Origin of the sequence: Prevotella sp. P4-119 (genome assembly GCF_002251345.1) — a bacterium.
Classification (GTDB): domain Bacteria; phylum Bacteroidota; class Bacteroidia; order Bacteroidales; family Bacteroidaceae; genus Prevotella.
In genome coordinates this window covers 1-23,672 of record NZ_NPJB01000063.1, presented here as the reverse complement: position 1 = coordinate 23,672, position 23,672 = coordinate 1, and the positions used below count along the sequence as shown (strand labels likewise).

Sequence of the window (23,672 nt, the reverse complement as noted above, 5' to 3'; positions counted from 1 at the left end):
CTGGTTCGTCTATGGACAAAGGATGTTTGTCTATGAAGAATAGATGTGGTAAATATCATTTAGTACCGCACAGACGCTGTAGTTCTATGACGGTTTGGTTGTATTCATTGATGGCTTCTGCGCGTTTCTGATAGACATCGATTTCATCTTTCAGTATGCCTACATATTCTACATATCCGATTTCGCCTTGTTCGTATTCAGCTGTGGCAAGTCTCACCATCTCATCGTTCCACTGACAACCGTTTTCGGCGTAGTATTCCACTCGTTGCCGTGCAGCATTGCAACGGCTCAATAGTGCGTTGTATTGAGATTCACGTTGTTGTGCTTCCTGTTGAATCTGTATTTGCAATTGTTCGCGCTCAGCTTTAGCAGCCTTGACGCGTGCTTTGGTAGCGCCATAAAACAAGGGAATGCCTACACCAACCTCAAAGCCCATGAAGTTTCCACCGTCATATCTGCTACGATCTTCGTTGTAGGGATTCCATGAAGAGATAACCATCTGATTGCGTAGTGAGAGTGAGAGGGATGGGGCATAACCGCTTTTTTCTACCTTCACCTGGCGTTCAGCAGCTTGCAGTTTGTCGTTGGAGAACCGTCCTTCTGGAGTTTGTTGATAGTTATAGGCCGGTAGGACGAATTCTATGGGAGTTAACAGTTCGTCTGCGGCAGTGATGGGTTCATCGGTGCCAATCACCTGCATCAGTTGCAATCGAGCATTCTCAGCCTCATTTTCAGCTTTTACGATGTCGAGTTGGTTTTCGCGCTGTAAGCGTTCTGCATTGATGAGTTCACGTCTGCCTGTCTCTCCAGCCTCCATACGTTGGCGCACCACGGTACGGTAGCGTGTCATGATGCTGTCTTGTCTTCTTAGGTTACGAAGGCATTGTTCCTGATAAACCAGTTGGAAATAGGCAGAAGCCACAGCAGCCTCCACGTTTTTTTGTTCCATCTCCAGTCTGCTCCTTTCGGCTTGTGTCTCAGCTTTTAACTGTTGACGTCGGGCAATATATACTGTGGGAAAGTCGAAAGTCTGCGTTACCGACAGTGCGTTGTCAGGACTACCTCCCGATGTAGGGTCTTGCGAAAGCGACAGCTCTGTCTTTTCCAAGTCCCATGCCGTGCCTTGCAATGCCTGCGCCCGTTCCACTTGTTTGTTTGCCATACGTATTGTCGGGCTCTGCTTCATCGCCATGTCAATACATGTTTGAAGTGACAGGTGGCGCATTTGTGCCATGGCAGCACCACTTATTATCGTACCCATTATTGTGAGGATGATGTGTCGCATAGTGTCTTACTCTTTAATATATATAAGATGTGTGATTTATTCTTTTTTAAAGGTGCGGTAAATCGCAGGCAATACCAGAAGTGTGAGCAGGGTGGAAGTGATGAGTCCACCGATCACTACTGTTGCCAACGGGCGTTGCACTTCTGCGCCATCGCCTGTAGAGATTGCCATAGGCAGGAAACCCATTGACGCCACAAGGGCAGTCATCAGAACAGGGCGCAAGCGAATCATACAACTCTGTGTGATGCGTTGGTTGATGTCCGCTATGCCTTCACGTTGCATTTGGTTCATCTGTCCCACCAGTACAATACCGTTGAGCACAGCCACACCGAAGAGGGCAATAAAACCAACACCTGCCGATATGGAGAAGGGCATACCTCTGAGCCATAAAGCCCATACGCCACCGATGGAAGCCAATGGGATGGCAGAGAATACAAAGAGTGAGTCGCGCAGGTTCTTCACCGTGGCATAGAGCAACAGCAGAATGATCAGTAGCGCGATAGGCACTACAATGCTCAGTCTGTTGATAGCACTCTGCATATTCTGGAATTCACCGCCATAGGTGTAATAATAGCCTTCGGGCAGGTGCACCTTTTCGTTCATCAGCGTTTCTATCTCCTCCACGGTTGACTGCATGTCGCGTCCCTTGATATTGAAACCGACGTAAATGCGGCGCTCGCCATTCTCGTGGGAAACCTGTGACGGAGCAGGCTCATTGACAATATCTGCCAATTGTTCTAAAGGCACCGTAATGCCCTCGCCAACGGGAATTGCCAACTGTCGAAGTTCTTCAACCGTGCGGTTGCGATTGTCGAGTCGTACCACCACGTCAAATTTCTTCTCGCCTTCATAGATAGCACCTGCTGTGGCGCCTGCAAATGTTGTTTCAAGTATGCGGTTCACATCATCTACGCTGACACCATAGGCAGCCATGCGGTTGTGGTTGTAGCGCACTTGTATTTGCGGGAGTCCAGAAACCTGTTCCACCTGTACGCCGCTGACACCTCTTACGTTGCGCACCAGTCCAGCAATCTTAGCAGCTTGCTGTTGCAATACGTTGAGGTCTTCGCCAAACACTTTGATGGCTACATCCTGTTTGATACCCGTCAGCAATTCATTGTTTCGCATTTGTATGGGTTGGGTCAGTTCGGCTTCAAGACCGGGAATGTTCTTTAGTGTTTCCGACATCATCGCCATGAGTTGGTCGGTAGTCTTTGCCGAAGTCCATTCGGCTTTTGGCTTCAGTGCCACCATGATGTCAGCACGTTCCACCGGCATCGGGTCTGTAGGAATCTCGGCACTGCCGATACGACTCACCACCTGTTTTACTTCAGGATATTTGGCTTTCAGGAGTTGTTCCGCTTTGCTGCAACTCTCCACCATTTGTGAGAGCGACGTGCCTTGTGCCATACTCATCTCGATGGCAAAGTCGCCTTCTTCCAGACTTGGGATGAATTCACCGCCCAAAAACTTGAAGCCTACACCGCTGACGCAGAACAGTGCAACGGCAATGGTAATGACATCTTTGCGACGTTGCAGCGTCCATTCCAATATCGGTCGATACCATTCTTGCAGTTTGGCAAGCATCCTGTCGGAAACCGTTTCTTGGGTATGTACCTTTCTGCTGAGGAATGTGCAACTTGCCATCGGCACATAGGTCAATGAAAGGATAAAGGCGCCGACTATGGCAAAGAATACTGTTAATGCCATGGGGCGGAACATTTTTCCTTCAATTCCTATAAGTGTCATCAATGGGATATAGACAATCATGATGATGATTTCGCCGAAGGCAGCACTCTGCCTGATGCGTGATGCTGAGAAATGCACCTCGTTGTCCATCTCCTGACGTGTCAGCCGTAGGGTAGGGTATTTGTCGGCACTACTGTTGATATGGGTCACCACCGCTTCGACGATGATTACCGCCGAATCGACTATCATACCAAAGTCTATGGCTCCCAAACTCATCAGGTTACCGTCAATGCCGAATGTCTTCATCATACCGAAAGCAAAGAGCATACTCAGGGGGATAACACTTGCCACAACGATGCCTGCCCGCCAGTTGCCGAGAAAGAGTATCAGCACGAAGATGACGATGAGTCCGCCTTCGATGAGGTTGCGTGCAATGGTATGTTCCACGCGGTTCACCAGATTGGTACGGTCTATGAATGGTTCGATGACCACACCTTCCGGTAGTGATTTCTGTATCTGGCTGATGCGATCCTTTACGCGTTGGCTCACTTCTTGGAAGTTTTCACCTTTCAGCATGATGGCAATACCTGCCACCACTTCACCATTACCGTTGCGTGTTACTGCTCCGAAACGTGTTGCATGTCCCATCTGTATGGTAGCCACATCACCCACGCTTACTACGTTGCCATCAACAGTCTTGACAGCCACTTGGCGCAGATCGTCGGCAGAGGTCAGCACACCCAGTCCGCGGATGTAGTATTGGTTAGCATCCTGTTCGATATAGCTGCCGCCCGTATTGGCATTGTTCTTTTGCAGTGCTTCAAAGACATCGCCCACAGTCAGTCCGTAGGCAGTCAGTCGGTTGGTTTCGATAGCCACTTCATACTGTTTGACAAATCCTCCCCATCCGCTCACCTCAGCCACACCAGGTGTACCCGACAGTTGTTTGCGTACTATCCAGTCTTGCATGGTGCGCAATTGCGTCAGCGTGTATTTGTCTTCATAGCCCTCTTTGGCTCTTATGGTATAGTGGTATATTTCGCCCAGTCCGGTGGCAATAGGTCCCATCTCGGTATCTGTATTGGCAGGCAGTTCCTTGGTCACGTCCATCAGTACTTGGCTCACCTGTGAGCGAGCCCAGTAGATGTCGGCAGCATCGTCAAACACAAGTGTGATGACCGATAGTCCGCTACGTGAGATACTGCGTCTTTCTTCCAGTCGTGGGATATTGGCTAATGCCATTTCTATCGGAGTGGTGATGTATTGTTCCACCTCTTGTGCGCCCAGTGCAGGAGCTTGGGTGATGACCTGTACTTGATTGTCAGTAATATCCGGTGAGGCATCGAAGGGAAGATGCACCAATGATACGATACCCCATACCGCCATGGCAAGGGTCAGAATGCCTATCGTCAGTTTGTGTGTGACGGAAAAATCTATCAGTTTCTGAAACATAGAGAGGTATTAGCTATATTAATGGTTGTGTTCACCGTGTTCACCGATGAGCGAAGCCAGATAGAACACGTTTTCTGTTACGATTTGCTGTCCGTCTTGTATGTGTTTACAGAGTTCCACCTCGGTATATCCAGAATCGGTCACTCCGGTCGTCACCTCATGTCGTGAGAACACACAGTCCCCGTTTTTTCCTTTTTTGTCGAGTGCAAAGATGTAGGTTTTACCATCGGTATTGACAATGGCTTTTGAGGGCAGTGCTTTGCAACGCTGTCTGCCAGTGGCAATGCGTCCTGTGACAAACATACCGTCTATCAGTCGTGCTTTGGCGTTACCGTCCAGTTTCACATGTACGGCAACACTCTTTGTACCATCGTTGAAATAGTCGTTGATGCCATAAACCTGTCCGCTGACTTCTATGCCGGGTTGGTTGGTGAGAGCCACCAATACGCGGTCTCCTTTATTCACTTTCTGCAGGTCTTTCTCAAAGACGTTCAGGTCGCACTCCACTTGATCATTATTGCGGATTGTCATCAGTGGTGTTTGCATATCAGCATAGCTGCCCAGTGGTGCATTGAGTTGACATACTGTTCCGCTGATGGGAGCACGTAGAGGGAATGTTGTGGTAAACTGTCCTCGTCCTACGGCATGGGTACTGATACCCATTTGTTGCAGTTGGCGACCAATACCTATCATGGTGGCGTGCGCCACTTGATAGTTGCGTTCAGCCTGTTGGCGGTTCTTCTGCACACCAGCCCCCTGCTGTGCCAGTGTTTCTTGGCGTTGCTTTTCTATTTGTGCCATTTCACATTCTTTGTAGGCAGCATAGTATTCGCGTTGTAGTGTCACCACATCAGTATTTTCTATGGTTGCCACCACCTGACCTTTTGTCACGTGTTGTCCGTTTTTCACGAGGATGTTCTTTACCACGCCACCCATTAGTGAGGCAACATTACCCATCGACTGTGGGCGCAAAACTATCGACCCGTTGACGCGGATGGTAGCATTGAGTTCACGGTGTTGCACAGAGTCAGTTTTTAAGTCGATAGTAGCTATCTGTTTAGCTGTTAGAGGTATGTTTTTGAAATCTTGTTCTTCATCGTGGTGTTCGTCTTCTGCCTGACTATGTCCTGCAGGTGCATCGTGGTGATCGTCGTCACCGTGTGATAGTAGTGTAAATCCACCTACAGCCACCAGTGTTGCAGCTATCACTATTGCCAGTCGTTTGATATTGTCTTTCATATTTTTTCAGGTTTTCTTTTTTTTATTCCGTGCAAAATTAGTGAAACGTCTTAATATCGAAGTATGATATAAGTTTCAACTGCTATTTTCTGCAACTGGGTTGCAAATGTGTTTCATGTTCAATCGGTAAGTTGGTAATAGTTCGTGTCGTAATGTGGATAAAAAAGAGGCACGATACCTGTTTGACAGGTCGTGCCTCTAAACGAGAGAACGTATGTAAGAAACGTATGTATGTAAGGTTTTACCCTAATCAGTCGGTTGGGATTAATACTTGGCATTCTGAGGGTCGAAGTTGGTCCAACCATCGAGCCAGTTGTCGTTGGCATTGAATGCGCCAACGTAGTTGACAGAAGTAAACCAGCTGTCGAGACCCTTGAAGTTCTGTGCGCCAAACACAGCACTGCCACTCTGGGGAATGATCGCTACGCCAACGCCTTTGGTGTCAGTTAGTTTCAATGAAGTCTTGTCTGCCAGTGCCTTGTTGCCAGGCTGAGCAGCGAAGAAGGTGTGAGAGTATGACTGTTTGCTGTCAGCCTTTACCGTCTTGTTGGCGAAGTCGTATTCCTTATCCTCGTAGCTCTTGTTGGCATCCGAACCGATGATGTCAAGATTAGCCATCAGTATGTTTTGCAGATGCAGTGTTCCCTTGCTTGCTTCTTCAGGAGTATTGCCCTTTTCACCATCAACAATCAGACCGATAGGCCAGTCCATAACCAGCGAATTGACACAGTTTAGACGTGACGAACGGCGAATCTGCATGGCAGCCTGGAAACGTCCGAGACCCGAACCGTTGTTGGGAAAATAGTTGCCAGCAGTGATATAGCTCTTGTCGTTGACAAAGTCAGAAGCCGATTTTGGACCAACGAAGGTGATGTTGGAGAAGGTGGCAGTGGTGTAAGGAGAAAGCTGAGAACCATCAGAACAGTTGTCGCTTTCGAAACCGTTGCTCTGGCTCTGGTCGGCAATCTTCGGGTCGCGTACGGCAAGACCGAACTGCACCTTACCAGAGAAGCCGTTGTCGGTATCGAAGTCATCGTCCCATCCTTTGTAGGCAATGAGGTATTTGCAGTTGACCGCACCACCGAACCATTCAAACGAGTCGTCGTTGGAGAATGAAACCTGTACGTGGTCGATCTTGGTGGCAGAACCTACGCTACCCAAAGTCAGACCGTTGATTTCCTGGTCAGCCTTGAAGGGATATCCAGCAAACTCGATACGAACATAGCTCAAAACACCTGAGTTGTCGGCATCGTCATTGCCGCCGTGCTTGGTGCGTGGTCCACCTTCAATCTGCATCTCCGTTTGGTTGTTGCGCGCTTTACCGCAGAGGATGATTCCCCCCCAGTCACCGGGGCGACGCTGTCCGGCAGCCGCAGCAGAAGTAAAGACGATCGGTTCGGTTGCCGAACCCTGTGCAATGATTTTACCGCCACGCTCAGCAATAAGCGTTGCCTTGGTGGTCTTGTCACCCTTGATGACACTTCCCGGTTCGAAGGTCAGTTCTGCTCCTGCTGCGATATAGATCCATCCTTTCAGCGTGTATGTACCTTTTTTGAGTTGTTGCTTGCCAGTGAATACAAACTCCTGATCGCCGTTGCCAATGACAGTACCATTGGCATCTTCTTTGCCGTCAGCATCGAAGAGTATATGGTCGCAGGCATTGAGTCCTCCGTCTTTGGTCCATTTATAGACCGTATTCTGTCCAGGTTGTGGATTAGGGTCTGGTGTAGGATCATCGTTACTGCTGCTGCATGCGGCCATCATAGCCGTCATTGCGAGGATGCCCATGCATCCCATGAAATTCATCTTTTTCATCTTGTTACTTTTTTTTTGATTAAACAAAACATCTGTTATTTCAGTATATTATCAATTTCGTATTAGAATTTGTAGATGGCCTGCAAACCAATGTTGCGACCGGGTTTATAGCATCGCGCCACCTCTTCGACGGTACGCTGGCTACCATCGGTGTATGTCACGTCGGCAAACTGTTTGTAGTAAACCTTTTCAGCCAAGAGGTCGCGCACCAGGAGTTTGATTTCCCAGTGCTCCCCAAAGCGCTTCGTGGCAGAGAGGTCGATCACGTTGCGAGGCATCTCATAGCTATGAGGCACACGAGCATTCTCGTCAGAGGCACTGCTTCCTTCGCTGCGTCCCACACCGATGATGCGCTTTCCGATGCGGTTGTAGAGTACCGCCACATCGAGGTTCAGTGGTTTGTTTTTGTAAAACAGTCCAGTGTTGATGAGGTATGGCGACTGTCCCTGCATGGGTCTGTTTTCCTCTTTGCTGCCAGGAGCGAAAGCCACCTTACTCTTGATGAGTGCCCCATTGAACGACAAGTTGAAGTCAGGGAGACCGATGAAGGCGAGGTTTTTGCGGATATCGAGTTCTATACCGTAGTTGTTTGCGCTCCGTGCATTCTTATAGGAATAGATGAGGTTGGTGCCACCTGCCACGGTGTAGGTCCATTCGATGGGTGAATCGAAATGCTTGTAGAAGAGTGCCAGCGAGATGAGTTCGCCTCGACTGGGGTAGATTTCATAGCGCAGGTCGATATTGTCGATGTAGCAGTTGTTCAGTTCGGTATTACCCTGCACATCGCTTGCCAGGTCGAAGTCGTAATAGACCGACGATGCCACTTCGCGAAACTCCGGTCTGTTGATGCTTTGTCCATAGGAGAGTCTGACTTGGTGAATATCGTTCATGCGATAGGTGGCATTGAGTGAGGGGAAGAGGTCGTTGGTGCGATAGTGGCGACTCTGTTCGCTCTTTTCGTTGTCGCGAGTGTTGGAGATGAGTTCCATATCGTTGTGCTCGAAGCGCAGTCCAGCATTGACAGTCACCTTGCCGAATGGCAGCATCATGTTGAGATAACCAGCCCCTAAGATGTTGTGTCCCCGATAGTTGTTGCGCATCTGCAGTTGTTCGAAGAGGTAGAGCTTATTGTCGCCCAGATTGTCGGGATTACCAAGGAGTGTTGGCACATCCATGTATTGGAAGTCGCTGGGCAATGTGTTGTTGCCGGGATTCCATTGGTAGTAGAACTCGTGAGCTTCATACGCTCTTGTGCGGTATTCGCCATAGGTACCAGCCATGAGATCAGGTTCCCATGAACCAAGCGTGAAATGGTGTTTCTCGTTGAGTGCTACAGAGGCGATGTGTTCATCGAGTGCAGTCCATTCGCGTTTCACATCGTTGCCTGTGCTGAGAGCAAACACTCCCGTTTCAAGTGCATCGTTCACCATATAGCGCTTGCGATCAGGCAATCTTCGATTGGCATAGGCATAACCGATATTCCAGTCGAAGGTATCGTCAGTAAACGAGTGTTTTCCCGTCAGCTGTCCGTTGTACGTGGTACGGCTTCGATAGTAGTATTCCGCGCTGCGCTCCATATCCGACTGTGCGCTAACACCGTCACGCCAGGTGTATCGGCTGGTAGCCAGTTGGTTGAAGATATTTTTGAGTTGGTATTTATGCTTTCCGTTGCGTGAGAGCAGGGTAAGGTTGACCATGGCCCCCAGTCTCACATTATTGTTATACTGGTCGTCAACAGAATAGCGCAGATAGTTGGGCTTGTTGTTCACCGCATCATAAATGCCGAAGAGGTTGTTCTCCATGTTTTCGTATGTGCGGTATTCGTTGGTGTAGTTGATCGCAGCCAACAGTCCGAGGGTGCGTCCGTTCAGGTTCCAACGGTGGTTCATGCTTGCCGCCAGTTTCAGATCGCCGAATGGCTTTTTGCTCTTCACCGCCCAATCGTAGTTGAACGGCATGTCCATGCTGCGCTTGCCATTGTCGAATCCGAGGAAGTCTGTGGCAGAACCCTTGTAATAGCTGAAGTCCTTCATGGCGGTAGAGGTATTCCAGTTGCCACCCAGCATCAGCGAGAAACCATTGGATGTAGGAATCTCCTTGGTATTGACGATGATGAAACCGCCAGAGTAGTCGGCAGGATATTCTGCAGAAGGAGATTTGACGATGGTGAGGTTGTCAATCTGCGAACTGGGTATGATGTCAAACGAGAACGCCCTTGAGTCAGCTTCACTACTGGGCACTGCCCCTCCGTTCACCCATACATTATTGTAGCGTTGAGAGAGTCCGCGCACCATCACAAACTTATCGTCGATGAGGCTTACACCAGGTACACGGCGGATGACCTCGCCCGCATTGGTGTCTTGTGTACGGCTGATTTCCTGAGCCGAAACATTGTTCATGACCAACGCACTCTGTTTAGCCATCTGTACCATGGCAGCATCGGTATTCTTGCGTTCCACCGCCGTAACCGTCACCTCCTTGAGCTGTTGCTCGTCAGGAGAGAGAGCCACCTTCACCACTTGTGTGTTGCCCTTTTGTGCATCCACCTGCAGTTGGCAGGTCTTGTAGCCTATATAGTTAATTAATAAGGTGTGTTTTCCTGATTTGAGTCCATCGAGTGCAAAGCAACCTTCCATATCGGTGATAGCTTTCAGGTTAGAATCCTCTACTGAGATGACCGCACCGATCAATGTTTCCTGCGTTTTTGCATCGCTAACGATACCTTTGATTTGTTGCGCCCAAGTCTGCAAACAACCAACTGCAAGACATGCTGCAACAATGATTCTCTTGTTCATTTTCATTTCTTTCTTATTACCATTATGATTTCGGCTGCAAAGTTACGTGTCTCTTATTACAGGTCTGTTACGCTGGTGTTGAAAGTGAATGACAATGGTACGACAGTCGTGTTACGGGTATGGGAAAGGCAATGGAGATAAAAAAACACTTCCGGTGGTTGAACCAAGCGGATTCAATCACCGGAAGTGGAATGGGCGATAAGGGCTGCGCCTTATCGATTACTTATTGCCAGTAAACTGGCCAACGAACAACAGGGTGCCGCTCAGCGAATCGCTGATGGTATAGACAAACGGGTGGTCGGCAATGAAGTTGACATCACGATAGTCAGTCGGACCGAGTGACGTCAGCATGACAGCAGCAGTAACGGCAGCAGCCTTGGTGCCCTTCTCGCTCACTTCAATCTTAGCCTTCTGCAACATCTGTGATACATAGAACTGACCATCGGCAAACTTGCTGAAGTCGGCTTCGGCAGGATTGAAGATGCTGGGTGCTCCCAGTGTGCTGACAATGCCGTTGAGCGGGATGTTGGTCTCGGTGGTGAACTTCGGCAGTTGCAGATTGACATTGCAGATATGCATCTTGCTGGTCAGGGTAGAGAGTGTCGAAGCGTCGATAGATGCCATCATCTCGTTGATGCTCTTACCTTCGTTGGGCAGCAACACCGTCATGTGATAGATACCATTGCCGTATGGCAGCACAACGGCTTTGTAGAGTGGCATTTCTGCGTATAGGAACTTGTTACGTTGGTGCATCATCTCCACCTTTTGAATATCGCGGGTGTATCCACGGAAAATCTCTTCACTGGTTTTGCGTTCATCAAACTTCTTCTCCCACGTGCCGTTGAAATAGATGGCATTCATCAGATAAGATACTGCAGCAGGATCAGTCTGGTCGATGATGGAAGGAATCATGCCGTCAGTATGTTTGGAACACCAGTTGTTGATGTGTTTTACTGTGGCAGGATTGCTGAAATCCAGACTTTCCACCCCAGCCATGTAATGGTCTGTCACGGTGCTGACAAACTGCGGACGCAGCCGATATGCCTTGTTCACGGCAATATAGTTGGCAATGCTTACCGTGGTCTGTTGATCCAGTCGGTCGGCAGTATGCAGGATATTCTGATAGAGCGAGTTGAGGTCGTTGATGTCGATACCCTCACAGCCGATAGCTTTAAGGATTTCCTGTTGGCTGACACCATCAGCACCGTTAGCCAACATCCCCATGAGGTATGCTACGCTCAGTGGTGACACCACTTTGCTGCTGTGGTCGCTAACCTGATTGAAGAGCTGTAGTGCAAAGACATTGTTGCGGTTGACGATGTCGCGCTGTGCATCGCTGAGTGTGAGGTATGCTTCATCCATATCTGTAGAGTTAGAGGGAGTGACAACGACAGTATCGTCTGTCGAAGGGTTGTTGGGGTTTTGGAGCTTCTTGCTACTGTTGCATGAAACGGTAAGGGCGGCAGTCAATAGTATCGCCGCGGTTGTTGTGTAGTGCTTCATTGTTGTTGTATGGTTTTAATTTCAAATTGTTTCTTATCTGGTAAATGCCGATGATAGGGATAGATTGCATGAGACAGCCACAATCTTAACAACTCTTAACCGTATAAGCCTCTCATGGCGGTTTTCCTTTGCAAAGATAAGTATATTTTTTGAAAACTCCTATTCTTGTTGTCTATTTTTCTTGGTGTTTCTCTCGGTTTGCACTACCTTTGACCTGACGGTCTTAGGTACTCACGTTCGGAAACACTCAAATAAATTTGGTGTTTCTCTCACTTAATCGTACCTTTGACCTGACGGTCTTAGGTAGGCTGCACCTCGGAATTAAAAGAAAAAATATTTTTTTCTTTGTACTTCTCTCGGTTTGCACTACCTTTGACCTGACGGTCTTAGGTACTCACGTTCGGAAACATTCAAATAAATTTGGTGTTTCTCTCACTTAATCGTACCTTTGCAACGCAAAACAGATAAAACAAAATATTGCAAATGAAAAAACAACTAAAAACTGCCTCTATCTGTGTACAGGGAGGCTATGAAGCGAAAAACGGTGAACCTATTGAGTTGCCAATCATCCAGAGTACTACCTTTAAATATGATAACTCTGAAGAAATGGCGATGCTCTTCGATTTGAAGAAAGAGGGCTATTTCTATACCCGTCTGCAAAATCCTACCAACGATGCTGTGGCCAAGAAGATTGCACAACTCGAAGGTGGAGCAGGGGCGGTACTGACCAGTAGCGGACAGGCAGCCAACTTCTATGCCGTGTTTAATATCTGTGAGGCTGGCAGCCATATCGTTACTTCCAACGAAATCTATGGTGGCACATTCAATCTCTTTGGCGTCACCCTGAAGAAACTGGGTATTGAATGTACCTTTGTCAATCCCAACGATAGCGAAGAGGAAATACAAAAGGCTTTCCGTCCCAATACCAAAGCGGTGTTTGGCGAAACCATCAGCAATCCCGGCTGTGCCGTACTCGATATCGAGAAATTCGCACGCATTGCCCATCGTAACGGTGTGCCTCTCATTGTAGATAACACCTTTGCCACTCCCATCAACTGCCGCCCCTTTGAATGGGGTGCCGACATCGTGACCCACAGTACCACGAAATACATGGATGGCACCGCATCGCAGGTGGGAGGTGTTGTTGTAGATAGCGGACAGTTTGACTGGATGGCGCATGCCGATAAGTTCCCCGGACTCTGCACTCCCGATGAGAGCTACCACGGACTCACCTATGTCAAGGCATTCGGAAAAATGGGCTATACCACCAAACTCGTTGCCCAGCTCATGCGCGACTTGGGCTCTATCCCTGCACCGATGAACTCGTTTATCCTCAACCTCGGTCTTCAGACCCTCCATCTGCGCATGGCACAGCATTGCAGCAATGCCCAGCGTGTGGCAGAATTTCTGCAGGCAGACCCTCGTGTGGCATGGGTACACTATAGCGGACTGCCAGGCGATGCCTATCATGAGTTGGCAGAGAAATATCTGCCTGGCGGATCGTGTGGCGTCATAGCCTTCGGACTGAAGGGCGACCGTGAGACCGCTATCCGCTTTATGGACTCGCTCGACATGATCAATATCGTGACCCACGTGGCTGATGCACGCACCTGTGTGCTTCACCCTGCCAGCCATACCCACCGTCAACTTTCCGACGAACAGCTTCGTGAGGCTGGTGTGGCTCCCGATCTTATTCGTCTTTCTGTTGGTATTGAAGATTGTGACGACATCCTCGACGACATCCGTCAGGCTCTCGATAAGATCTGAAAGTAGTTTTCATAAACAATAATAACAAACAGGAGGCAGACACGCATCATCGGTGTTTGCCTCCTGTTGTGTCATTCGGATGTCACGGTGATTATTCCTTCACAGCCTTCATGATGACTTCCACATGGTTGCCAGACTTGAGGATTGTGTTCTGGAGGAAGTCTGATATCTGTTTACTGTCAATCTCGTTGACCGTCTTCTTATAGTCGGTATGGGTATCTACACCGCGTGTGGCATAGTTGATCAGCACGCTAAGCCAGTGGCTGTTCTCACGGCTGTCCACATCGGCTTGCTTCAGCAGAATCTCCTTGACCTTCTGCAGGTCGGCAGCATCAGCACCTGCCACGACCTCCTTCATGCCTTGGAAGAAGCAGGGGATGGCAGCATCCGACTTCTCAGGATTCAGCTGTGCGCTACCAACGATATTGACAGCAGCCAAACCGTCTTTATCGGTGAAGACAGAGGCGGTGGCACCCGCATGATAGGCAGCGCTGAGTTCCTCACGGATAGATCGCAGATACTTCATCTCCAACAGGCGAGCTGCCACGTCAGCCAGCACGTCAGTCTTCAGTGTGTAAGGCGTCATGGCATACCATATCTCCTGAACCTGATTCTGTGGGTTGCTCATCGCCTTGGTGAATACGTTGCTCACCTTGCCTTTTGCGTAGGGGATGTCCTTGTTTTGCAGGGTGCAGCCCTTTGCAGGCAGCGAAGCGATATACTGTTCGATGAGTGGCAGAAGTGTAGCCTCGTCGTAGTTGCCCACGAAATAGAAGGTGAAGTCTTTGGCATTGCCATAATACTGCTTACCTATGGCCAGCAGACGGTCGTAGTTGATGGCCTTGATATCGTCGGCAGAAGGTATGCGTGCCAGTTTGCTACCCAGATATACGGTGCTCTGTACTGAGTCTTGGAACACGAGGTTGGGGTTGTTGCTCTGGTTGGCAAGGATGGTGGCATAGGTGTTCTGCAGGTTGGCAAACGATTTCTCGTCTTTCTTCACTGCTGTCATGTCGAGGTAGATGAGTTGCATCAGCGTCTCGATATCCTTCGGAGTGCTCTTACCGCTCAATCCGTGGTAGAACGGATCCATGGTGAATTTGACACTCGCCTGCTTGCCAGCCATGGCCTTTTCCAGTTCTGCGTTGGTGAAATTGCCCAGACCGCTGGCATCCAGTGCCTGGGTCATCAGCATCACACTGCTCTGATCGGCTTTCTCAAATGCCGAATATCCCACCTTGGCTTTTGCAGAGAAGAGAATCTCGTTGTCTTTGAAGTCGGTCTTCTTCATGATGACCTTCGCACCGTTAGACAGTGTCAGTTCCTTATATCCCAACACCTTATTCTCTACGGTCTTCCTGATCTTGCCAGCCTTAGGCAGCTGGGCAATGAGGGGTTCGTTCTTCACGTGATCCACGTAGGCTTCGAGTTTCTCAGCCCTCACCCCTTTCACAATGTCAGCCAACTGCTGTTCGGTGGGGTATGCCTTACCGTCTTTCTCCTGCATCATCATCAGCGTCACGAAGTTGGTATCGCTGTTGCAGATGAGTTTCTTGGCATACATATTGATCACCTCCACGGGGATGTTGGGGATGAGCTGTTGCAGGATAGCACTCTCGTCTTCTATCGAGGGGATAGGTTCGTTGGCAATGAAGTGATCCACATACTGTGTGGTAAACTGCTCATTCTTCATTTTGTCCTTATTGGCAAGGCTTTTCTCTATCTGACTTTTGATCTCGTCCCTGGCACGCTGATATTCTGTAGCAGTGAAACCGAAGTCGTGCGCACGCTTGGCTTCACGCAATACAGCGGCATACGCCTCCTTGACTTGACCTTCCTTGGCGAGTCCTGTCAGCGTGAAGGCACCGCAGGTTCTCGACATGAGGTAATCGCCATTGTCGCCCACAGCCTGCAGATAGGGGCAGTCGGGCTCCTTGGCTTTCTCGCTGAATCGGGTGTTCAGCATGAGGGTGAGTGCATTGTCCATGTATTTCATGAGGAGATAGTCCATGTTGACCTTCATCTCATCGGGAATAGCTTTGTGCTTCATGTTTATGAGGAAGAGGTCAAACTGCTGTTCCTTGTCCTTATCCACCACATAGATTGCGGTATCGTTGGGGCTTACCTGCTCTGGTATCACTTTGGCGGCATCGGCAGGCACCTTGATGTCGGCAAACAGCGTCTTGATCTGTGCTTCGATATGATCTACGTCCACATCGCCCACCACGATGATGGCCTGGTTGTCTGGGCGATACCATTTGCGATAGTAGTCGCGCAGGGTTTCGGGGTTGCATCCGTCGATGACGCTCATCAGTCCGATAGGCATGCGGAAGCCGTATTTCTCGTTTTGGTAGAGGCGAGGCAGACTGCGCTCGATCATGCGCTGCTGACCCACCATGCGCATGCGGTACTCATTGTGCACCACATCGCGCTCGTCGTCTATGGCTTTCTGCGTCAGCGAGATGCCGTTGCTCCAGTCTTTCAGTATCAGCATACACGAATCCACAGCCGTTGGTCGGGTGGTGGGCACATCGGTGAAGAAATACACCGTTTTGTCAATACTGGTATAGGCATTGAGGTTGCGACCGTATTCCACGCCGATGCTCTGCAGATATTCCTGTAGGGTATTGTCTTTGAAGTGTTCTGTGCCGTTGAATGCCAGATGCTCCAAGAGGTGTGCCAGTCCGCGCTGGTCCTCGTTCTCGTTGATAGAACCGACCTTCTGTGCGATATAGAAGCTTGCCACATGCTCAGGGAAATTGTTTTTGCGGATGTAGTAGGTCAGTCCGTTGTCCAGATGACCAATCTTCACCTTGCTATCCACGGGGATAGGTGGCATTTGCTGTGCCGTCGTTGGTGTTGCACCTAACAGTAGCATGGCCGCTGCCAATAGATTTTTTGGTTTCATATTTTACGTTTTTGTTAATAATGATTTTCTCGCGATTAGGATATTGTGTGCAAAAGTAAGTATTTTGTTATGATAAGCAAAGCTTTTGCGCCGATTTGTAGTGCCTTTTAATGTTTTTTAATTCAAGTCTCTTAACTTCCCGAACGACCGTAGGGAGTGATAACTTCTTTAACTTCAATCAATTCCCTCAGTTGCTTCGCATGTGGGGAAGTTAAGGGAAGTTAGAGGGAAGTTAGAGGGAAGTTAGAGAGAAGTTAAGGGACAAATGTCCTACGTCTTACGGCAAAAGGCTATTGTCTCTTAACTTCCCGAACGACCGTAGGGAGTGATAACTTCTTTAACTTCAATCAATTCCCTCAGTTGCGAAACTTGAATAAATTAATAATGGAGAAAAAAAACGTGCCACCCTGAATCGCTTCAAGGCGGCACGCTGTATGTGCATCATCCGTAATGGATGGCGTATCGTTTTACTGGTATTACTCGTTGACCAGAGGAACGGCGAAGTACCCCTTCCTGCCAGTGGGGAACACACCCTGGATGAAGAGTACAGGATCCTTGGAGGTTGAAGTTTCCTTCACCGCATTCTGCAGGTCCTCCACCGACTTCATCGGCTGTTCGTTCACGCGCTGGATAATGAAGCCCTGGGGCACACCAGCCTCTTTCAGTCTGCCGCCGCTGATCTTAGCCACCTGCAGACCATAGCCGATGTTCAATTGCTCCTTCTGGCTGCTGGTGACGGCACGGAACGTACCGCCCAGTACATCGAGGTCGGCATTCTTCACCACCTTGGTAGTGCCCTGTTCGTTCTTCAGCGTCAGCGTAGCGGAATGGCTCTTCTTGTTGCGCAGATAGGTGACAGTCAGTTTATCGCCGGGGCGCTTCTGGGCGATGATGCCCTGCAGTTCGCCAAACTTCTTGATCTTCTGGCCGTCGATGCTCGTGATGACATCGCCCTTCTTCAGTCCTGCCGAGGCGGCAGCACCATCCTCCACCACTTCGGCCACATAGATGCCTTCCATGGTGCCAAGGTCGAGTTGGTTGCCCTTTTCCTTCTCCACATCCACATAGGTGCTGACGTCGCTGCCCTTGATGCCTATCATGGCACGCTGCACGGTACCGTACTGTTTGATGTCGGCGACCACCTTGTTCATGATGGCGGTAGGAATGGCAAAGCCATAACCGATGTTCTGTCCGGTCTGAGAGTATATCATCGCGTTGATGCCGACCAGTTCGCCGCGTGTATTGACGAGCGCGCCGCCCGAGTTTCCCTGGTTGATGGCAGCGTCGGTCTGAATCATCGACGAAACGCCTTCGCCCATCTGGCGAGCCTTGGCAGAGATGATGCCCGCAGTCACTGTGTTGTTCAGTCCGAGGGGGTTGCCTATAGCCAGTACCCATTCGCCCACTTTCACATTGTCGCTATTGGCAATGGCGATGGCAGGCAGATTCTTAGCGTCAATCTTGATGAGTGCCAGGTCGGTGGTCTTGTCGGCACCGACGATGCGGGCTGAATACTCCTTACTGTTCTCGTTGAGCGTAACGGTCAGTTCGTCAGCGCCGTCCACCACGTGGTTGTTGGTCACGATATATCCGTCGGCAGAGATGATCACACCGCTGCCCGCAGCAGCCTGTCTCGGGGTCTGCACCTGTCGCTTGCGGCTTCCGTTGTTGCCGTTCTGCCCGCGGCCGAAGAAGCCGCCGAAGGGGTCTGAGAAGAAATCCTCAAAGGGGTCGGCATATTCCACGGTCTGCACCTTGGAGTTGATCACCGATTTAATGTAAACCACCGAAGGCAGAGCCTTGTCGGCAGCGTAAGTCAGATCCACTGGTTGTCCCGGAGCAGCAGCAGGAGCCGCCTGGGTTTTGTTGCACGATGCAGCAGAAAATGCGATCACCATCAGATAGACCGCTGGCAAAATGCTTTTCACAATCTTTTTCATGTTCTTTTTATGTTTTTTTGATGTTATAATTCCCGTTTTCGTGAAACTGGGTGCAAATATAGACGCAAAATCTGTTAAACTGCCAAAATGGCATTGCTTTTTGGCGCATTTTAACACTTCGACCGCTCCCCTTAACGGCTGTTTGCGCTTTCCCTGCTATTGTTGAAAAAATCACAAAACATCATTTGAAAAAGTTGCAAGTTGTTTTCTTATCATCCTTCATTTTCTCGCCATGGCAGAGTTTAAACGAGCTTTATTCTGCTCATTTGGCTTAACGAAAACGTTGGTTTTCACCCTTCGTTTTCTCGCCATGGCTGAGTTTAAGCGAGCTTTATTCTGCTCATTTGGCTTAACGAAAACGTTGGTTTTCACCCTTCGTTTTCTCGCCATGGCTGAGTTTAAGCGAGCTTTATTCTGCTCATTTGGCTTAACGAAAACGTTCCTTTAATTCTGTTACCAACTACGCTTTGCAGCAGGTCAACACTGAATCCGAGTTTGTTTGCCAGTTCGCTGATGATTTGCGATTTCTCGGTACTGGGGTTTTCTTTTTCTTTTGTCATAGCTCGTTATTTTGAGGGTTAGTGAATAAGTAACAAGTAACAAGTAACAAGTAACATACGGTGTACAAGCAGTGCAAGTTTGGTAAAAGCTAAGAATTTGTAAGGTATATAATTTTATTATATATTATAATATTATATATTATAATAATATAATAAAGTTTACATCCTTATTCGTTCGTTGCTTTTCTTTTGAATGTTACTTGTTACTTGTTACTTGTTACTTGACCGAATACCGCTGTATCCGTAAGGCTGGACCTCGGCTGCAAAGGTACGAACCTTTGCGTTAACAAAAAAAAAACGTTAATTTGCATTAACACTTCTGTTAAAGTTTCTATTCTTTCGCAACAAGGGTTTCAAATCGTAACCTTTTTCGGGCAACTGCCCGAATCGGCAGTAAACAGGGGCGCACGCGAGGTATGCCGTTCGGCGGTGGCGATAACGCCAATCGTCGAAGGAGATATTGCCAATCGCCCTCGTCGATTGACGTTCGGCGTTTTAAGGCTCTCCGAGATACTCCGTAATGGCGGCTACCATGGCTGGCGAGAGGATGCGCTGACGGCCGTCGTAGCCGAGCGAGCGGAGGCGGGCGATGAGCGGACGGCAGCGATCCATCCATGCTTTCAGCGTGCGCCAGGCATGGCGAGGGGTGACGTCGGGGCAGTAGAGCTGTGCCAGACGGGTGCGGCTCATGGAGGTGTAAGGACGTAGTGTAGGCATAATAATCAGATGATTTTATTTTTACGCAAAGTTACTGCCTTTGCCGCAATGGGGCAAAAGAAGCGAGGCGCAGCGCCCGACTTTAAGTTCTTTTAACACGGCATAAGTGGCAATAAGTGACATTAACTGACATTTCGCCAAAGCATACCCGTACCTTTGCAGGCGATAATTTTCTTCTTTGTTTAACTAAATTCGTTTCTATTATGAGTACACTGACTACTATTCGCTACTGCCTGCAGAAGAGTATGAACTCCAAGAGCAACTCTTACGGCAAGTATTACGCAAAACCCGTTTCGCAGGGCACCGTGAACCTTGACGAGCTGGCAGCCCACATCTCAGACCACGGATCAGTCTATACCCGCGACGTGGTGGTCGGAGTGATGACCAAAATGGTTGACTGCATCAACGAACTGCTGGCGCAGGGCTACAAGGTGAAGCTGGGCGAACTCGGAACGTTCTACAACTCCATCCGCAACGACGGCAAGAAGGCGGTCAGCGACCCATCCAAGTTTGATGTGGCACAGATTGCCGGTGTGAACCTCCGCTTCCTCCCCTTCAGCGGCAAGAAGCTCGGCGGCAAGTTTAACAACACCTCAACGACTCGCGCAGACCGCCACGCCTACGAGTGCATGGGTATCAAGGAGGCCAACAAGGAGGGACTCTTGCCCATCCCTGTAAAGGTGACCGACAACAACCCGGGGTCAAACGGTGGCGGCGGTAGCTCGTCAACTGGCAGCACCTCTGGCGGTACCCCAAGCGGCGGTAGCGGAGTGGAGGGCTGAACCTAACCGCAGTGCCTCGCTCCCCTGAGGCGAGAGGGGCACTGCCCTAACAGCAGATTCTTATCATGAAGAGTATCCGTTATAAGCAGACGGCATCGCTGCTCTGCATCATCACAGCCATCGTGTTTGCCTTCATGGGATTTTTCACTCCGCCTACGGGCGAGATCAGCGAGTCGGTATTGTGGTTTGTGGCGCAGTGTCTGATATTCTCCGGCAGTCTTATCGGAGTGGATTGCGTGATAGACCAACGGTTGGGCAAGCACAGTTAGTTTGAGATTTGGTGTGAGGGAAGTTAGAGGGAAGTTAGGGAAGTTAGAGAGAAGTTAGAGAGAAGTTAGAGGGAAGTTAGGGAAGTTAGAGGGAAGTAAGAGGGAAGTAAGAGGGAAGTAAGAGAGAAGTTAAGGGACAAATGTCCTACGTCTTACGGCAAAAAAAAGCTATTTTTGGTTATTCTCTCGCTTATTCGTACCTCTGACCTGTCGGTCGAAGGTACTCATAAGCAGTAAAGCAAAGAAAAAAGTATTTTTCTTTTGTATTTCTCTCGCTTATTCGTACCTTTAATCCTACGGATTTTAGGTACTCACGCTCGGAAAAACACAAATTTCTTTGGTTTTTCACTCACTTAATCGTACCTTTGCACAATGTGTGCTTTTGACTATGGTCAAAGATGAAGCATTTTGGGTTAATAGATGATATGACAATGAAATATAATCCTTATAATCAGCAGGGCGATTATGCCCATTATACGGTGAAGAAGGAACAGCCACTACTGGAATTTCTGCTCGAGACCGTGGAACAGAGTCGCAACAAAATCAAACTGACACTGCAGGGCAGGGGAGTGAGAGTGGACCGGAAAACCGTCACCCAGTTCGACTTCCTGCTGAAACCAGGCATGAAGGTGGCAGTCAGTCGCACCAAGCGCAACCAAACGCAGTTTAAGAGCCGATGGCTGAAAATAGTATATGAGGACCGATGGATTATCGTGATAGAAAAGAATATCGGCATACTCTCGATGGCAGCAGGACACAGTTCGCTGAACGTGAAAACGGTGCTCGACGACTATTTCAGGAAGAGTCACCAGAAATGTACTGCACACGTGGTGCATCGCCTCGACCGCGATACCAGCGGACTGATGGTATATGCCAAGGATATCGAGACAGAACAGATTCTGGAACACAACTGGCACGATATCGTCTTCGACAGACGCTATGTGGCTGTGGTCAGCGGAGAGATGAAGGACGACAGCGGTACGGTGGCAAACTGGCTGAAGGACAATAAGGCGTATGTCACCTACTCATCGCCTGTGGATAACGGCGGAAAATATGCCGTGACACATTTCAAGGTGTTGCAGCGCACCACCGACCATACCCTCGCTGAGTTTAAACTGGAAACAGGACGCAAGAACCAAATCCGTGTGCATACGGCAGACATGGGACATCCCGTGTGTGGCGACGTGAAATACGGCAACGGCGACAATCCGCTCCACAGACTCTGCCTCCATGCCTATATGCTGTGCATGGTGCATCCCGTCACACGCGAACGGATGGAGTTTGAAACACCCATCCCCGCCTCATTCCGATCATTGTTTAAGTAATTGCTGAATAGAAACCATGCAAATATATATCATACTGTTGGTCATGATTATCATCGGCTTTGTGATAGTCAAGCGCATAGCAGGCTGTCTGCTGAAAACCATTGTGACACTGGTGTTGCTGGCGATACTGGCGTGCCTCTACTTCTTCTGCTTCAAAGAAGGAGCAATCCCACCGACACCATGATGCCGTAGAGCAGCATGTTGCGGGCGGTCTCCCCCAGACACTCGTTGAGGCGACGACCATGATTGATGTGGCGCAGCTTCAACCAGGTGAACACATGGAGCACCAGATAGATCAGGGGCAGGAAGAAGGCGAGGGGATGATCCTGATACCAGAACACGATCCCCAACAGGCAGCTCGCCACGCCCAACAGCAGGTAGAGGCGCTCTGTCCAAAGCGGACCGATGCGCACTGCAAGGGTGACCTTGCCGACGCGCCGGTCGTTGTCGCGGTCGCGATAGTTGTTGACGATGAGCAGACTGTCGATGACCAGTCCACAGGCAACGGACGCTATAGCGACAGAAGGCGTGACGGTATGCAACTGTATATAGTAGGTGATGCAGACGGGGACGATGCCGAAGAAGATCAACACGAGGATGTCGCCCAAGCCCAGGTAGGACAGGTGGGTGGTGTAGAGAAAACAAAAGGCTACGCAGCAGATGCCGACCAGAATCATTTCGAGGCCGCCGAAGATGATAAGGGGCAGACCTACCACACACGCCACGCATGTGGTCAGGGCGATGGCACGCTTCATGGCATCGAGAGACACCCAGCCCTGGGTGCAGGCACGCAAAGGACCGAGACGGGTGGTGCTGTCGTCGTTGCCATGGGCATAGTCGAAGAAGTCGTTGATGAGATTGGCGTCGATCTGCATGACCAATGCAAACAGCAGGCACAGGGATGCCGACAGCCAGTTGAAGACATCGTCGCCATAGGCTTGGGCATCGACATACGCCAAGGCGCTACCTATCATGACGGGTACGGCGGCACCGGTGAGGGTCTTGGGACGGACTGCCAACAGCCAGGCTTTCCAGGAGTTTTGTTTGATATTCTCTTCGTTCATTATATGTTTTTTTGTCTGTAAAGTCTTGCAAAAGTACAGATTATTGCGTACATTTGCAAAAAATAAGCCCATTTTCTATGAACAACAATAATCCCAGTCTTGATTTGATAGATTTTGTGGAGACACAGATCCTCCCACGGTATGCTGATTTCGACCGTGCCCACGGCATGGAACACGTCACGAGGGCTCACCCGATAAACCTAGGGGGGAATATTCTTTGATTCTACAGAAAATTTATATCTTTGCACCATGAACAATCAAGGACTATTAGCATTGGCACAGTTAATTCTGCCATCAGAGATACTTTCAAATTTTGAAGTAGTACGTGTAGAAGAAGAGGCATCCCTTATCCGCATCTATCTTGACGAATCGGTTAAGGCTGAATATAAAGAGAACCCGGAGATTGAATCCAAAGGGTTCTGTGAAGCCGTAACCATACGTGACTTCCCGATCCGCGACAAAGGTGTTGATCTAATCGTCAGAAGACGCAAATGGTACGACAAGCAGAATAACCGATACTTCTCCGACTCTTATGAGCTGAAGGCTGAAGGAACCCGCTACT

Annotated in this window: 17 protein-coding genes; 6 read left to right on the top strand and 11 right to left on the bottom strand. The window is 49.3% G+C overall.

Features of this window, described 5'->3' with window-relative positions:
- Positions 1–55 precede the first annotated feature (55 nt).
- The 6 genes from CIK89_RS06435 to CIK89_RS06410 all read right to left on the bottom strand — a co-directional run bounded on the left by CIK89_RS06435 (position 56) and on the right by CIK89_RS06410 (position 11,778).
- Positions 56–1,285 (bottom strand): TolC family protein, encoded by a 1,230-nt coding sequence (locus CIK89_RS06435; protein WP_094390570.1) that lies wholly within the window; start codon positions 1,283–1,285, stop codon positions 56–58.
- Between the two features lie 36 nt (positions 1,286–1,321).
- Positions 1,322–4,426, bottom strand: coding sequence for an efflux RND transporter permease subunit (locus CIK89_RS06430; protein WP_094390569.1), 3,105 nt, complete (start codon positions 4,424–4,426; stop codon positions 1,322–1,324).
- A gap of 18 nt (positions 4,427–4,444) precedes the next feature.
- Positions 4,445–5,665, bottom strand: a complete 1,221-nt coding sequence (locus CIK89_RS06425) for an efflux RND transporter periplasmic adaptor subunit (RefSeq protein WP_094390568.1) — start codon at positions 5,663–5,665, stop codon at positions 4,445–4,447.
- A gap of 264 nt (positions 5,666–5,929) precedes the next feature.
- Positions 5,930–7,480, bottom strand: coding sequence for a hypothetical protein (locus CIK89_RS06420; RefSeq protein WP_094390567.1), 1,551 nt, complete (start codon positions 7,478–7,480; stop codon positions 5,930–5,932).
- A 62-nt stretch (positions 7,481–7,542) separates the two neighbouring features.
- Positions 7,543–10,281, bottom strand: coding sequence for a TonB-dependent receptor (locus CIK89_RS06415; protein ID WP_094390566.1), 2,739 nt, complete (start codon positions 10,279–10,281; stop codon positions 7,543–7,545).
- Between the two features lie 213 nt (positions 10,282–10,494).
- A complete protein-coding gene (locus tag CIK89_RS06410) occupies positions 10,495–11,778 on the bottom strand; it encodes a serpin family protein (protein ID WP_094390565.1) in 1,284 nt (427 codons plus the stop codon).
- 483 nt (positions 11,779–12,261) lie between these two features.
- Between CIK89_RS06410 and CIK89_RS06405 the strand changes: the two genes are divergently transcribed.
- Positions 12,262–13,545: an O-acetylhomoserine aminocarboxypropyltransferase/cysteine synthase family protein gene (locus tag CIK89_RS06405; protein ID WP_094390564.1), complete on the top strand. Its 1,284-nt coding sequence runs from the start codon at positions 12,262–12,264 to the stop codon at positions 13,543–13,545.
- Positions 13,546–13,636: 91 nt separating this feature from the next.
- On the opposite strand, the gene CIK89_RS06400 is transcribed toward CIK89_RS06405, so the two are convergent.
- The 4 genes from CIK89_RS06400 to CIK89_RS06390 form a co-directional block, all read right to left on the bottom strand.
- Entirely contained in the window at positions 13,637–16,453 is a 2,817-nt protein-coding gene (locus CIK89_RS06400) for a pitrilysin family protein (protein ID WP_094390563.1), read from the bottom strand.
- A 476-nt stretch (positions 16,454–16,929) separates the two neighbouring features.
- Positions 16,930–18,393, bottom strand: a complete 1,464-nt coding sequence (locus CIK89_RS06395; RefSeq protein ID WP_094390562.1) for a trypsin-like peptidase domain-containing protein — start codon at positions 18,391–18,393, stop codon at positions 16,930–16,932.
- A gap of 398 nt (positions 18,394–18,791) precedes the next feature.
- Positions 18,792–18,953, bottom strand: coding sequence for a hypothetical protein (locus CIK89_RS13515; RefSeq protein ID WP_158214983.1), 162 nt, complete (start codon positions 18,951–18,953; stop codon positions 18,792–18,794).
- Positions 18,954–19,448: 495 nt separating this feature from the next.
- On the bottom strand, positions 19,449–19,670 hold the full coding sequence (locus CIK89_RS06390; protein ID WP_094390561.1) for a DUF4248 domain-containing protein: 222 nt from the start codon (positions 19,668–19,670) through the stop codon (positions 19,449–19,451).
- Positions 19,671–19,873: 203 nt separating this feature from the next.
- Here CIK89_RS06390 and CIK89_RS06385 point away from each other — a divergent pair, with 203 nt between their 5' ends.
- The 4 genes from CIK89_RS06385 (at position 19,874) to CIK89_RS13510 (ending at position 22,230) form a co-directional block, all read left to right on the top strand.
- Positions 19,874–20,452 (top strand): HU family DNA-binding protein, encoded by a 579-nt coding sequence (locus CIK89_RS06385; protein WP_094390560.1) that lies wholly within the window; start codon positions 19,874–19,876, stop codon positions 20,450–20,452.
- Positions 20,453–20,517: 65 nt separating this feature from the next.
- Positions 20,518–20,721: a hypothetical protein gene (locus CIK89_RS06380; RefSeq protein WP_094390559.1), complete on the top strand. Its 204-nt coding sequence runs from the start codon at positions 20,518–20,520 to the stop codon at positions 20,719–20,721.
- A 431-nt stretch (positions 20,722–21,152) separates the two neighbouring features.
- Positions 21,153–22,046, top strand: coding sequence for an RluA family pseudouridine synthase (locus CIK89_RS06375; protein WP_094390722.1), 894 nt, complete (start codon positions 21,153–21,155; stop codon positions 22,044–22,046).
- A 16-nt stretch (positions 22,047–22,062) separates the two neighbouring features.
- Positions 22,063–22,230 carry a hypothetical protein gene (locus tag CIK89_RS13510; protein ID WP_158214982.1) on the top strand — a complete coding sequence of 56 codons (168 nt, stop codon included), beginning with the start codon at positions 22,063–22,065 and terminating at the stop codon, positions 22,228–22,230.
- Here the strand turns inward: CIK89_RS13510 and menA are convergent.
- Positions 22,199–23,110, bottom strand: coding sequence for a 1,4-dihydroxy-2-naphthoate octaprenyltransferase (gene menA, locus CIK89_RS06370; RefSeq protein WP_173824962.1), 912 nt, complete (start codon positions 23,108–23,110; stop codon positions 22,199–22,201). The two genes, CIK89_RS13510 and menA, sit on opposite strands and share 32 nt — an antisense overlap.
- A gap of 249 nt (positions 23,111–23,359) precedes the next feature.
- On the opposite strand from menA, the gene CIK89_RS06365 reads away from it, so the two are divergent.
- Positions 23,360–23,672: hypothetical protein (locus CIK89_RS06365; protein ID WP_094390558.1), on the top strand; the 313-nt coding region annotated here is incomplete at its 3' end.